The 14,358-nt window shown below is 45.1% G+C and carries 11 protein-coding genes; 3 read left to right on the forward strand and 8 right to left on the reverse strand.

The window, feature by feature from the left end; all coding sequences use genetic code 11:
• Nucleotides 1-90: 90 nt before the first annotated feature.
• The 5 genes from nhaA to R7P36_RS02195 all read right to left on the reverse strand — a co-directional run bounded on the left by nhaA (nt 91) and on the right by R7P36_RS02195 (nt 7,366).
• Nucleotides 91-1,242, reverse strand: coding sequence for a Na+/H+ antiporter NhaA (nhaA, locus tag R7P36_RS02175; protein ID WP_005378034.1), 1,152 nt, complete (start codon nt 1,240-1,242; stop codon nt 91-93).
• A 330-nt stretch (nt 1,243-1,572) separates the two neighbouring features.
• Complete coding sequence (locus tag R7P36_RS02180; RefSeq protein WP_213899655.1) at nt 1,573-2,697, reverse strand: lipocalin-like domain-containing protein; 1,125 nt, start codon at nt 2,695-2,697, stop codon at nt 1,573-1,575.
• Nucleotides 2,697-5,150 (reverse strand): ABC transporter permease, encoded by a 2,454-nt coding sequence (locus tag R7P36_RS02185; RefSeq protein WP_017820845.1) that lies wholly within the window; start codon nt 5,148-5,150, stop codon nt 2,697-2,699. The genes R7P36_RS02180 and R7P36_RS02185 overlap by 1 nt, the downstream gene beginning before the upstream one ends.
• A complete protein-coding gene (locus R7P36_RS02190; RefSeq protein WP_005378040.1) occupies nt 5,131-5,802 on the reverse strand; it encodes an ABC transporter ATP-binding protein in 672 nt (223 codons plus the stop codon). The genes R7P36_RS02185 and R7P36_RS02190 overlap by 20 nt, the downstream gene beginning before the upstream one ends.
• A 187-nt stretch (nt 5,803-5,989) precedes the next feature.
• Nucleotides 5,990-7,366: an MATE family efflux transporter gene (locus tag R7P36_RS02195; protein WP_033905119.1), complete on the reverse strand. Its 1,377-nt coding sequence runs from the start codon at nt 7,364-7,366 to the stop codon at nt 5,990-5,992.
• A 94-nt stretch (nt 7,367-7,460) separates the two neighbouring features.
• Between R7P36_RS02195 and R7P36_RS02200 the strand changes: the two genes are divergently transcribed.
• Nucleotides 7,461-8,912: a DUF2867 domain-containing protein gene (locus R7P36_RS02200; protein ID WP_213899656.1), complete on the forward strand. Its 1,452-nt coding sequence runs from the start codon at nt 7,461-7,463 to the stop codon at nt 8,910-8,912.
• A 30-nt stretch (nt 8,913-8,942) separates the two neighbouring features.
• Here the strand turns inward: R7P36_RS02200 and R7P36_RS02205 are convergent, their stop codons facing one another.
• The 3 genes from R7P36_RS02205 to rsuA all read right to left on the reverse strand — a co-directional run bounded on the left by R7P36_RS02205 (nt 8,943) and on the right by rsuA (nt 11,935).
• Nucleotides 8,943-9,605: a DUF2913 family protein gene (locus R7P36_RS02205; protein WP_318121999.1), complete on the reverse strand. Its 663-nt coding sequence runs from the start codon at nt 9,603-9,605 to the stop codon at nt 8,943-8,945.
• Nucleotides 9,605-10,807 (reverse strand): Bcr/CflA family multidrug efflux MFS transporter, encoded by a 1,203-nt coding sequence (locus R7P36_RS02210; RefSeq protein WP_074191136.1) that lies wholly within the window; start codon nt 10,805-10,807, stop codon nt 9,605-9,607. The genes R7P36_RS02205 and R7P36_RS02210 overlap by 1 nt, the downstream gene beginning before the upstream one ends.
• 426 nt (nt 10,808-11,233) lie before the next feature.
• Nucleotides 11,234-11,935: a 16S rRNA pseudouridine(516) synthase RsuA gene (gene rsuA / locus R7P36_RS02215; RefSeq protein ID WP_318057992.1), complete on the reverse strand. Its 702-nt coding sequence runs from the start codon at nt 11,933-11,935 to the stop codon at nt 11,234-11,236.
• 121 nt (nt 11,936-12,056) lie between these two features.
• Between rsuA and R7P36_RS02220 the strand changes: the two genes are divergently transcribed.
• On the forward strand, nt 12,057-13,808 hold the full coding sequence (locus tag R7P36_RS02220) for a DEAD/DEAH box helicase (protein ID WP_012841929.1): 1,752 nt from the start codon (nt 12,057-12,059) through the stop codon (nt 13,806-13,808).
• Between the two features lie 95 nt (nt 13,809-13,903).
• Nucleotides 13,904-14,329, forward strand: coding sequence for a PepSY domain-containing protein (locus tag R7P36_RS02225; RefSeq protein ID WP_012841930.1), 426 nt, complete (start codon nt 13,904-13,906; stop codon nt 14,327-14,329).
• Nucleotides 14,330-14,358: the final 29 nt, after the last annotated feature.

A 14,358-nucleotide genomic window follows, 5' to 3' on the forward strand; every position in this document is an offset into this window, starting at 1 on the left:
AAAGTAATCACCCTGAAGTGGTTGATGTGCCGATCTGCAGATATAAAAAAGCCTCCCGAATGGGAGGCTTTATTAAACAGTGTCTGTATCTTACGCTTGCGCTTTCTTAGGCAAAGAAAAGTGCAGTAACGCGTAGCCAAGTAACGCGGCTGTCGTCGAGCCCATTAAGATACCTAGTCGAGCATAGGTATCAAACTCAGGGCTTACATTTCCAAACGCTAAAGAGGAAATGAATATAGACATTGTAAAACCGATACCACACAACACAGATACCGCAAAGATATGCTTGAAGTTAATGCCTTCCGGTAGCTTAGCTACACCCATTTTCACAGCAGCCCAACTAAAGGTGAAGATACCTAGAGGCTTACCAACCAGTAGCCCCAAAGCAATACCTAATGGCAGCATTGAAGTTAGGCCTGACATCGATACGCCTTCTAGCGAAATCCCCGCATTTGCAAATGCGAATAGAGGTAAGATACCAAATGCCACATATGGATGAAGTGCGTGCTCCATGTGCTTAAGTGGGGAATGTTCGCCCTGTTTACCCTTAAGAGGAATAGCAAAGCCGATCACTACGCCTGCAAGTGTTGCGTGAACACCAGATTTAAGTACCGCAAACCATAAGATCGCGCCGACTATCATGTATGGCGTCAGTTTCGTTACTTCCTTCGCATTCAACATGAACAGGACACCAGTCATGATGAAGCCAACAAGCAGCGCCATGCTAGAAAGATCACCTGTGTAAAACAGTGCAATAATAACAACCACGCCTAAATCGTCGATGATAGCGAGAGCTAACAAAAACACTTTAAGGCTTACTGGTACGCGCTTACCTAGTAGCGCCATGATGCCTAGAGCAAATGCAATATCCGTCGCAGCTGGAATGGCCCAGCCAGAAACCGCCTCTGGGTCGTTAGCATTAAACGCAACGTAAATAAGAGCAGGGGCTAACATACCACCAACCGCTGCAATCGCAGGGAAAATTGCGGTTTCTTTTGATTTTAGCGCTCCTTCAAGTAGCTCTCGCTTCACTTCAAGGCCAATAAGTAAGAAGAAAACAGCCATTAGGCCGTCATTAATCCAGTGAGAAACTGACATACCGAATACATAAGTATGCAGTACAGATTGATAAGTTTCGCCCAGCGGTGAGTTAGCAATGGTCATCGCAATTGCCGCTGCAATTACGAGAAGAATACCACCTGCTGATTCCATTTTGAAAAAGTCACGAATGACATCGTTCATGGTTTCGTCCTTATATTTATTATCTTAATAAACGATTAACAAAGAGTGATAAGAGTGTATAGCTGTCGAAAACTTTAGAATAATCGCTTCTTCAGAGTATAAACTTCGGTTTTTTCGATGTTAAGTTTACTATACATCGTATTTTCCAACATGACACTCAATTTTGATCGGAGATCGTATTTGTTTTTGTCGCACCAAATATTTATCAAGATGATGAGAAAATCAGCATAACACGGCTTGTACCATCATGATAACCCCGTACTTTTGAGAAAAAGCTAGGAAGCTTCGCGCACTAAAAAACCACCCGTAGGAGGTGGTTTTCTTCACAACTCAATAGCCTGTCAGCTGCATAAAGCCCCAAGCCTCATTGGAGCCGGAAGCTAAAGTAGGCCCTTCCCAGTAAGGTATTACAAAGGGTAGCCACATATCTGACTTGATAATGCGGGTAGTCAAATTAATTTGATGCTTCGGAATATTGATAATCCACTGCAAAGGTAACCTTCTTCCATTGGATAAACTGGTCACTTGCATTGGTTTAATACTGATATCGTCGTCTGAGAGGTTGATGACTTTACCTGAGCGTGTCGACAACGTGCCAAACACGTGCTGTGTTTGCCCATGGTGACGATAACGGCTAACAGTTAATGCTCGACCATCATCTAAATTGAAAACAAACCAATCCCAGCCTTGTTGCCCCTCACCAATTAAGCCGCTGCCCCACTCTTTTTGCGCCCAAGCAGAACCCGTCACTGAGAATCGCTTACCATTTAAGCTTAAGCTGCCTTTTACTTTTAAAAATGGAGCACTGAAGCTGAAAGAAGCAACAGATTGCAACGCATGTTTAACTTGGAAGCCTTTGTCTCCATTCACGACAAAGGGGCCGCTTGTCATGGTATTGAGCTCAAGTCCAAACGTATCAGTATTCACATTCAAGTTGCCCGGGAAAGGCGTCGCACCGAGTGATCGCCAAGTCCAATTATCAATCCATAACCTGAAAGGACGATTGATCATACCAGCTTGGCCTATCCCACCTCTAGCTACCCGTTGCTCTTTCCATACATGCGAGCCATGACTGACGACAACATGTGAAATGTACAATTGAGGGTTCTGCCAACCGCTGGTTTCTCGCTCGTCCGTCGCAACCCTAAAATAGCTCCATTGAACATTGTAGATCTTGCCTTGCTCATCTTTTAGTTTCGCAAAGTAGTGCCACCATTCATGCTGATACTCGGGATGAAAGCGAAAGTCTGAGGGTAAAGAGACATGCTCATTAGGTAGTACAGGCTCGAAAATCGTTTGATTTTCACGCGTTAAGATAGAATCAAGTTCGCTTTCTCGTGTTGCTGTCGCCTCTAACCAAAAAGTTGAGTAAAAAGCAGCCCCAGTCAGAAAAGCGAACGTAACAACAATGAGCGTTGAAACCAACAAGCGTTTTTTAGAGCCCATTTTTTTCATTACAACGCGTCCCTTAATGACTTCATCGGTGTACTTTTGATCATTCTAATAACTGGCAATGCGCCAGCAACCATGATGGCAAGCATCGCCCAAGCAATGGTTTGAGCATACTCCCATGGAATCGTTTGAAGCTCTAGAGACCAGCCAAATGATTGCTTAATGATAATATCAACGATCAAATGTGCGAGCGCCAAGCCGAGCGGCACTGCAATAATCGCAGAAATGGCTCCGAAGACGAATAGCTGCAAACCACCTAATACGACAAGTTCTTTTCCGGACACACCCATGCACCTTAATAAGGAAAAATGCCGCTGCCGTGAAAGTTCTCCTGCCAACGTCGCAAAGAATAAACCAAACACGGCAATAATCAGCGTGATATTGCCCAAGGTTCCTGCTATCGCAAAGGTATGATCAAACACTCTCATTGCTTGGCTATAAATATTACCGTTATCAAACACACGATCTTGCGGGAGACGGAATACATTCTCTAAGCGATTTTTCAGCCCTTCTCCATTGACGTTATCTTTTAATACTACGCCAAGACCAACATTACCCGTACCTGCAAATGCATACAGCCAATTCCGGTGCGACATCATCACCTGGTTATATGGGTTTCCATAATCGTAGTAAACGCCTACGACTTGCCAATCACCACCAAGCGGTTCTTGCAAGTTAATGAAATCGCCAGGGCGGATATCCAGCTTCAAGGCCATCGACTCACTGACCATTAAGCTCTTGGTAGCGTGCAGTTGATACCAGTAATTTGGGACACCTAACTTGACGGTAAGTGAGTCTAACTCACCTTCAGAAGAGCCCGTACTCACAACTTGCAGAGCACCATGCTCGGTCGGCATATCTTTTTCCCAGCGCCACCAAACCGAGTTCACCTCTGGCTGATTCTGGAGCCATGCGCTCATCCTAGCGGCTGAATTGTTGGTCGGATAGATGTACACATCAGCCGCTAATCGCTGATTTAGCCACTTATCGGTTGTATCTCGAAAGCTTCCGACCATTGTTTCTACACCAATGTTTGCCGCCAGCGCTAACATAAACGCCATCGTAGCCACACCGCGATAGCTCATGCTCGCTGCTGCATCAGCAAAAAACCAACGGACACGAACCCATCGCATGGTATAAGAAAAACTTTGGAACATATGCCACATAATAAATGGCATAAACAACGCCACACTAACCAACATCAGAGCAATAATAGCAAAGCCGGTTTCTTGTGTTTTCGGGGCCTGATATACCGCTATTGCAGCGACACAAAACGCACACGCCGCAAGCGCCTGCCAAGAGAACTCTCTTCCAGCAAATCGCATTAGCGACAGTCGAGAAGAAAGGCGGATTGGTTGTGACTTCAGCAAACGGATTAATGGCCACAGACACGATATCAACGCACCCATCGCTGCCATGATTAGGCTATATAAGCTAGATTGCCATGACCATCCTATGGTTAAACCTACGTTGGCATCATACAAATCACTCAGGCTCGAAGACACTGCTGGGATAAGTTCATTCGCTAAGATCAAGCCAAAAAAGTTACCACACGCCCACGCAATAAAGACGAGCAAAGACAACTCTAGCAATAAGGCTTGCGCTAACTGTGTTCCGTTAACACCAGTCTGTCTCAAAATACCGACCAAACGTTGTCTCTGAATGAAAGACAGAGACATCGCTTGATAAAAAATAAACAACCCAACCAAAAACGACAGCATTCCCATCGCGGTGAGATTCATATGGAATGCGTTAGTTAGCGACTCAAGCTCAGTACGCGTATTCCTAACAAGCGTCATTCCATTTGGCAGCATGTTTTTCAGTGCTATTAGCTTTTCCTCTGGCATTTCACCACAAGAAATCGCAGACAAACCTGAGCTCCGCTTGAGCATACGCAACAACGATATATCAGTAACCAGCCGAGTACCCGAAAGCATCTTGTCCTTATCTACTTGAATAGGCCCAAGACGGCTTCCGTCATTCATCTCAATGAAGTCCCCATCTTGCCAACCCATGTAAGCGGCCAAATCTTGACTAACAAGAATAGGATAAGGAGGCTTCATTAGTGATAAAACAGGCATCTCACCTAGCGATTTTCCTTGTTGTAGTGGGATCATCGCGACAGGATCTATCCCCACCAACATCAGGCTCATATCGGTCTTGGCATCTAGATGAAGCACGTCAAACGGTGCACATTGGTTAAACCCAGCTCGACGTAACTGAATATAGAAACCTTGAGGAATTTTATTGGCAGAGTGCTTCGTTCGGATTCGGTATGGCAAAGGATTAGAGAAAAGTTTTTCCCCAGTAGCATAACTTTGTTTTGCATGCTGGTTGATAGAAGTAACACCAACAAGGAGGGACACGCCTAAAGTTAATCCCAGCCAGACAAGAATAATTTGTAGAGGGTAACGACGGTAATGACCGAGTAGTGCCTTAACTACGGGCCATAACATGTAACTGCCCTCCTTGAAGTCGAATCTTTCCTTCCATATGGGCGGCCACTTTTTCACTGTGCGTCACTAACAGCAAAGTACACTCCAATTGGCGAGCGAGACTCGTTAATAAGCGCATTACTGCTTCTGCATTTCGCTCGTCTAGGCTACCAGTTGGCTCATCAGCAAGCAGGATTTTGGGTTCCATATAAAGGGCGCGAGCAATCGCCGCACGTTGTTGCTGACCACCAGACGCCTCTTCCGGATAACGTCCTAGCAATGGCATTAAGTCCAAAGCAGAAAGAATTTGACGCCACAACTCTTTATCTTCCGGCAGACCTTTTAACTGACGACAAAAACGAATATTGTCGGCAATATTAAGTGTAGGAAGCAGGTTGAATTGTTGGAAGATATTACCAATATTGTTGCGGCGATAAAGGGTTCTTAAATGCTCCGGTGCTTCATGCATAGCAAAATTTGGAAACTGCACTTCACCAGAGTCGGCAGTATCTAATCCGGCGATTAAATTCAGCAGAGTACTTTTACCCGAACCACTTTCTCCCATCAGAGCGACTTGGTCACCTTGCTGCAATGTTAATTCTGCCCCTTGTAATACAGGGTGAAACTCTCCCCCGTCTACATAGCCTTTACATAGGTCTGACAGTTTTAACATTGATTATGCCGCTCGGATGGTGTTTAAAAATTGGGATCAGAATCTACACTAAAATCCTGTTAGTAGAAAGTATTTTGAATGCTTGATCACACTATGGAAGTACAAATGCAACTCGATTCACTTTCTGTTGCTAATTTTGTTGACGTTTTGAGCAGATTTTTGCAGCCAAAATAAACTCTGTTCCTCTTTACTGGCCAATCAGGTTTCTCATCCATTTTCGGCTAACCATTCTTGGCAAGCAAATCGCCCACTTCACAACTTCTTCCGTCAGAAAGAGTAAGTAAACCCATTGTGGGTCCCAATTGAGATAAATCGCTGCAAATGCTGCGAGTGGAATCCCGATCACCCACTGTGCCAAGATGTCTTGATACAAACAAAACTTAACATCACCGCCCGCACGTAATACACCAACAATCGCCATCATCGGCACCGAGCGTAGCACAACACCCAACGCAAGAATCACCATAAACTGTTCAGCTAGCTCGCGAGTGTCTGTTGTCAGTGCACTAAACGCATTAAGGATCCATTGATTTGACACTATCAACAAGACGGCGACCACAAATGCGATAAGCACATTCAAAATGACCGTAGCCCATGCTTGATAATAAACGGGTTCAAAATTACGAGCGCCGAGCTGGTTCCCGACTAGAACTGCAGCCGCATTCGATAAACCAATCATCATCGCCAATGCGATCGACTCAACAGGTGTCATTACGGAAAGTGCCGCCAAACCTTGTACGCCTGCTTGCCCCATGATGGCGTGATAAGCAAACAGCCCACCAGCCCACGCCAAGAAGTTAAATGTGGTTGGCAAAGAGAGGCTCAAGAAACGCGTAATTTTATCTAAGACCAATCCTGCGCGTATATCATCCCAACCAAATGCGATTATGTGTTTTTTCAACCATAGATAACCAAACAGGCAACCTACTTCGATCGCGCCACTGATTACCGTTGCGATCGCTGCTCCCGTAATACCCAGAGCAGGAAAGCCTAATTGACCAAAAATTAAAACCCAGTTAAGAAACACATTAGATAAAATGCCTATACCACTAAAAAAAGTGCTTAAGCCTGGTTGGTGCATCGCCCTTAGGCCCACCGACATACTGGCCACACATGCAACAGCAAACATGCTAACCGACGAAATAATGAGATAGCTGGCCCCTAGCTCAATCACTTCTTGTGAATCGGTAGTCAAACTCATGATGGGCTGTGGAAAAACAACAAACAAAGCAACAGCAATCGCAGCAAACATCATTGCGATCATCCATGTTAAAGCGGTACTGCGACGCACCCCAACTTTATCGCCAGCCCCCCAATATTGAGCGGTTAACAATGCACCACCCGTTGTCACCCCAACTAACATAATGGTGGTGACGAAAGTCGCGCGCGCAGCAACTCCAACTGCGGCAATTTCTGCTTCACCAAGTTGACCAAGCATAAGAACATCGACGAGGCTTCGGCTTGAAAACATCATGCTTTGCAGTGTAATTGGTAACGCGATTGCAAATAAACGACGTAAGAATGCTTTATCTGCGTGTATTGAGAGTTGAGAAAGAAAAGTCACAAGCGCTCCAACGACAACTTATTGATAGAATGGGGAAAGTGTCTCATGATTATACTCTGTGGTGTTTATTCCACCAACGATAAAAGGACAGATAATGAAAAAGGTGTTGGTGCTAGGCGCCTCGGGTTACATTGGCTCTCAACTTCTTCCGTTACTTTTAGATAAAGGTTACGCCGTCACAGCAGCGGCGCGACATATTGATTATTTAGAGTCAAGAACTCAGCCTCACCCTAATTTAACGTTAAGGTATCTCGACTTGGCTGACGCAGAGACCACGAAGGCTGTAGTGAGCGATTTTGATTTAGTATTTTTTCTCGTGCACGGGATGGCTCAAGGTGATGACTTTGTTGAGTACGAACTAAACCTTGCTTTGAACTTCAAATATGCGTTGGAACAAAGCTCCGTCGAGCATGTTATCTATTTGAGTGCCATTCAACCTCAAACCGGAAACTCTCGCCATTTAGCCGCTCGTAAAGCCACGGGAAAAATAATTCGACAGTCTGGTGTTCCAGTAACTGAATTGCGTGCTGGCGTTATCATCGGCCCCGGCTCTGCCGCTTTCGAAATCATGCGTGACTTTGTCTACAACTTACCTATTTTGATCGCGCCTAAATGGGTCGACTCAAAAGCGAACCCTATTGCCTTGCCCAATCTCAACCACTATTTGTTGAAGTTAGCAGAAGCCCCCTCTCCAGAAGAAAGTCAAATTTATGAAGTTGGTGGGCCAGATACACTTAGCTACCGCGAACAGTTCAAAGTCATTTGCCGAATCACGAACAAGCCGTATCGACTGTGGTCGACCCCGCTACTTACTCCGAAAATGGCATCGTACTGGCTAGGTTTAGTTACCTCAGTGCCAACTAGTATCGGTAAAGCATTACTTGCGGGCTTAGAGCACGACTACATTGCAAACTCCAAAGCGATTGAAGAACGATTTCCTCAAACGCTGATCAGCTACGAGCAAGCGGTAACTGATACCATTCAAGATGAAGGCACATTTGTACGCAGTAATGTCTGGGGGTTTGAACCCGCAGCGCTTCGTCGATGGCAACCAGGATATGGTTATTACCCAAAACAAGCTGGAGCGAGCATTAAAACTCATGCCTCCGCTGCGGAATTATGGAAAGTGGCGCAAAAGATCGGGAGTCGCGAAAAAGGCTATTACTTTGCCAACATCTTGTGGCGTACACGTGAATGGCTCGATATCTTTTTTGGTGGCGGAAAACCGATTCGCGTTTCTCCTCCTGGACCAGAGCTTAAAGTCGGTGATTTTATTGACTCTTGGAAAGTGATTCGCTGCGATAATAATCAGTTTCTTTCACTGTTTTTTGGTATGAAAGGCCCAGGCCTTGGGCGTTTAGAAATTACCATCAAAGATCTCGGTGACGAACGAGAGCTGGATATTACCGCCTGGTGGCACCCGCAAGGGTTTCTTGGGCTGCTTTATTGGTTTGCAATGATGCCAGCCCATCTTTTCATATTTAAAGGCATGGTCAAAGCCATCGCGAAAGAAGCAAACCGTTTAGAAAACAAAAAGCCCCAATAACAGGGGCTTCTAAACACTCAAAATGTCACTTTAGTCAGCTTTGAACGAGAGTGGAATTTCGGCTAACTGGTTACCTTCGTTTGCAGGAAAGATAAAGTACTCGCCGTGGTATTTCACCATCGATTTGTAGTCCGTCACTTTATGCACCATAAAGCCCGCTTGCGCTGCTTTCTCAACAAACTCAGCATGGTTGCCACGTACAAACCAGCTCATTGGTTTGACGAGCAGCTCGCCGTCGAAGCAGCTTTCGCATTGATCTGCACATAGCGCCAAAGAGTTTTGACCTTCCGTGAAGATTTGGATTTTGCCACAACCAACAAGTTGCTCAGACGTTGATACTTCCCAGCCAGCTTGCTCCATCAAATCAAGAAATGATTCAATATCGGAGTCTTTTATCACTTTGGACTCTTCACCTTCAGGAAAAAACTGAGCGTAAAAAGCGGAAATACGCTTGAAGATAAACAACAAACCAGCGTCATTACCCTTTGAACGACCCGCTTTTTGCCAACGTGTTAAGTCATCGCCTACGGCTCGACCGAAACGCTGAGATTTAAGTGCTTTGGTAACCCAGCGCACTAAATAATGGTTATTCGCAACAGGGGCATTGGCTAACTTACCTGAGCGATGCTCTTGATCTAACTCTTCAAGTGCTGAGTTAACTAAGTTTTGAATTTCTTTGGTGTAATTCGACATTACGCCTTTCTTCCTAAAGTCCAATAAAACAGTGCTGAAAGCACAGAACAAGCAAACATCACAATGATCATCGGCCACGCCACATTACCTGGTAGTGATGCCACCAGCGCGCCAACCAATGAGCCGATACCGAATCTTAACGTCCCCGCCAGAGACGATGCTGTACCCGCCATTGATGGGTAGCCACTTAAAAGCAGCGCCATCGCGTTACTACCTATCGTCGACAATGTACCGATAAACAGCACAACAAAAGGTACGATGCCCCATAATCCGAAGTCCATTAACCAACTTACGAATAAACCAATCCCCGCCAAAAGTTGCACTAACAACCCAAAACGAAGCATGGCATGAGAGCCAACTTTCTTCACCAAGCGACCATTAATACTGGTCATGATGATCATCGCAACAATGTTCAAACCAAATAAATAACCAAAGTGGTCTGGTCGAACACCATATAAATCAATGTAAACAAACGAACCCGCGGTCAGAAATGCAAACATTCCGGAAAATGAAAACGCTCCAGAAAGCATCAAACCTATCGCTTCAGGGTTGGAGCATAATTTGGCGTAGTTTCTCATCGTAGTGCGAAAACGAAGCGGCTGACGATTTTCTGGTTTCAGCGTCTCTGGAATTTTCCAAAGTACCAGTAGAATTACCACCACAGCGAAAATGGCTAATACCCAAAAAATAGAACGCCAGCCAAACCAGATCGCTAAGTGACCACCTATCATAGGCGCAACCAAGGGTGCCATGGTGATCACTAAGGTAACGAAAGACATTGCACGGGCAAAGTCTTCACGGTCAAACATGTCACGCACGACGGCTTGGATAATAACCGCCGCTGCCGCGCCAGCAAAACCTTGCGCTGTTCGCACATAAGTCAATGCATCAATGCCGTTTGTGGTCGCACTCACTACCGCCGCTAATCCAAAGAAAAGCACACCCAAAATCAGTACAGGTCTGCGGCCAAAACTATCGGCAAGCGGCCCATGAATTAACTGGCCAATCGCAAAACCTGCCGTATAAGCCGTCAACGTAATCTGAACCGCGCCAGGCGCAACACCCAAATCTTTCGCGATGGTTGGCATAGCAGGCAAATACATGTCGATCGCCAAAGGCGTCAAAGCACCAATCGCTCCTAATACAAGAAACAATAGAAAACTGATTTGGGATTGCGGAGCGCTTTGAGCTTTTTCTGTCATTCTTTTACCTCTTGTTGGAGCCCTTTCGTCAATACTTTCAGAGCAAAGTGAACGTAACGGACGGTTCTCATATCGCTGAATCTAGAAGCCAAAGGCCTGTTCTATCAACGTTCGAGAATCATAAGGGCAAATATGTACCAAGGTGTGACCTTGACGAACTCGACATAGAAAAGCGTGTGAAAGCGAAGTGTGTTTATGAGAAATAGACACAATGCAATGGAATTGATTCCACCATTTACTCACCACAGCCGAAGGCTTTGCAATAAGAGTATGCATGGCTCAGCTAAATGCAAAGGCATATCACTCAGATGAGTAAGCACACCGGAATTGTCTAGGCACTAATTTTGGTAGGAAAATTAATTTTGAGCCAATTCCTACCAAAAAACTAGTTCCAATTGGGAACTAAAGAATTTCCCATGCCGATAATTAATTCCAAATAGAATCAATTTCTTCCTGCGTGAGGTAGCGATAATCACCAGGTTCTAGTGCCTCATCGAGTTCAATCGAACCAATACGCTCACGATGTAAGTACTCAACTTTATTTCCTAACGCCGCAAACATGCGTTTCACTTGGTGATACTTACCTTCCACAATAGTTAATAATACTTCATTCTCTGCCTCGTTCACGATCTCCAAACGAGCAGGTAATGTTGCTTCTGATTCATTGCGCAAAATAATGCCTTGTTCGAGCTTTTCCGCGTAATCTGGCTGAATAGCATCGACGAGCCAAACACGGTACGTTTTCTCACACTTATGCTTAGGTGAGGTAATACGGTGAGACCACTTACCATCATCCGTAATCAACACCAAGCCAGTTGTGTCGACGTCTAATCGGCCCGCAAAGTGAAGGTTTTCAATTTTAGGCTCATCAAGCAATGCGAATGCAGTTTGGTTGTAGCCATCTTCATGTGAGCAAACAAAGTCAGCAGGCTTATACAACATAATGTAACGAGGACCAGGAGCACCAATAACGCGGTCTTCCCACATTACTTCTGCACCTTCAGGTACTTTAAATGCACCACTTTTTTGAACCTCACTGTCAACGGTGATGTCTCCACTTTTGATGATCTTTGTTGCCTGTTTGCGTGTTGCACCCAGAGCGTCACACAAATATTTATCTAAACGCATGAATACCTCATTGAATTATACCCAAGTAACCTCCAAATCTCGGTTTAAAGGTCACTTGGGTATAAAAGTCAGGTATTATAGCGTTCCTCGTTCGAATAGTTGAGCAATTTCACATATTTTCATGTACACACTTCGCCCTTATCAAGCCGACTCGGTTAAAGCAGTCATTCACTACTTTCGTAAACACTCGACACCAGCAGTGATCGTACTGCCTACTGGTGCCGGAAAAAGCTTGGTGATCGCAGAGCTTGCTCGCCTTGCGAAAGGGAGAGTGTTAGTCCTCGCTCACGTTAAAGAGCTGGTCGAGCAAAACCACGCGAAGTATGAAGGTTATGGTTTAAAAGGTTCCATCTTCTCAGCAGGATTGGGGCGAAAAGAAACTGACCAGCAAGTCGTGTTTGCTTCGGTTCAATCGGTCGTACGTAACTTAGATTCGTTCAAAAACCAGTTTTCTCTGCTCGTTATTGATGAGTGCCATCGTGTGCCGGATGACAAAAACAGCAGCTACCAAAAAGTTATTACTCACTTACGAGAACTGAACCCAGGCATTAAGGTGCTGGGACTAACTGCAACGCCCTATCGTTTAGGAATGGGCTGGATTTATCAGTACCATACCCGAGGTCAAGTACGCACCGAAGAGCCGCGATTCTTCCGCGATTGTATTTTCGAACTGCCGATCCGTTACTTGCTCGACGAAAACTTCCTCACTCCGGCCCGCATGATGGACGCGCCCGTTTTGTCTTACGACTTCTCGCAACTGAAACCCGCAAACACCGGACGCTACAAAGAAGCAGAAATGGACATGGTGATCGATAAAGCCAAGCGCGCCACTCCGCAAATTGTTGAGCAAATCATGCAATATGCGAGAGAACGTCAAGGTGTCATGATCTTCGCCGCGACTGTCCGACACGCACAAGAGATCCACAGTTTACTGCCTGAAGGCGAAACTGAAATCGTCATTGGTGATACACCTACGCCGGAGCGCGATGCGATCATCCAAGCGTTCAAGAATCGTCAAATAAAATATTTGGTCAATGTTTCGGTACTGACTACCGGGTTTGATGCGCCGCATGTCGATTTAATCGCGATTTTGCGACCAACAGAGTCAGTCAGTCTATACCAGCAGATTGTAGGGCGAGGATTACGCTTATCAGACGGAAAATCAGAATGTTTAGTGCTTGATTACGCAGGCAACAGCTACGATTTATACCAACCTGAAGTCGGTGACCCCAAACCAGACTCTGACAGTGAAATTATCACAATTCCCTGCCCGGCTTGCGGATTCAATAACAACTTCTGGGGGAAATTGGATAGTAACGGTTTCTTGGTTGAACACTTTGGCAGACGTTGCCAAGGTTACTTTGAAGATGAAGACACAGGCGAACGTGAACACTGTGGATACCGTTTTCGTGCCAAATACTGTGGTGAATGTGGTGCCGACAACGATATCGCTGCGCGCATTTGTCATGAGTGTGACGCAACGCTTGTTGATCCAGATAAAAAATTAAAAGAAGCCCTTAATCTAAAAGATGCATTGATATTTGAATGCACAGAAATGGACCTGTCAGTATTTAAGTCCAGTGACGGTAAATCTCAACTCAAGGTGACGTATTCTGGTGAACCATACCAAGGCGAAGGCAATGCGTTAGTTCATGAGTTTTGGTCATTGAGTACCAAAAAACAAAAACAAACGTTTAAAGACCAATTTGTGCGCCCTCACTTGGCAGACAAGCATCGCCCTTTTGAAGAGGCTTCACCGACACGTGTTGTTGCCAATCAACATCGTTTCCGTTTACCTCAGTTTGTTATTGCAAGGAAATCCGGTCGCTTTTGGAAATTGCGAGACAAAATTTTTGAAGACGAGTTGAAATAACGTCTGCAACATTTAGTAAAACTGAACTCGATGATTCACTCTCTGTTCATCTATATCCGATATACTGCGGCTAACGTTCTAGAAAAGGTTTGACTATGTATAAAGCAACGACTTCTCAACATTCTGCGTTACTTTTCGGCCTTATCACGACATTGATGTGTGCACCAAGTTTCGCCAAGCATGACGACTACTATGCCTCACAAAATGGTCACGCCATCGTGCAAGATGTCGAAAAGCCTGGAACACGTATTGAATTCGATGAAGATCAAGATGAGGTCTATCGCGCGGTTCAACAAGGATATATACGACCATTTTCGGACCTTTACGCCGCAGTAGAAAACGACCTATACGGCCGTATCATCAAGGTCGAGCTTGAAGAAGATGATGATGCTTGGGTGTATGAATTGAAAATTCTGTACAACAATAGCGTCCTGAAAGTTGAGTACGACGCCGCCACGCTGGAAATGCTTGAGATCAAAGGTCGCAGCTTTAATAAAGCGTTAAAGCCACAAAACAACTAAACTGGTCTAATGCGTAATCCCGACTCAAT

The organism is Vibrio sp. 397, from assembly GCF_033339395.1.
Lineage (GTDB): Bacteria > Pseudomonadota > Gammaproteobacteria > Enterobacterales > Vibrionaceae > Vibrio > Vibrio alginolyticus.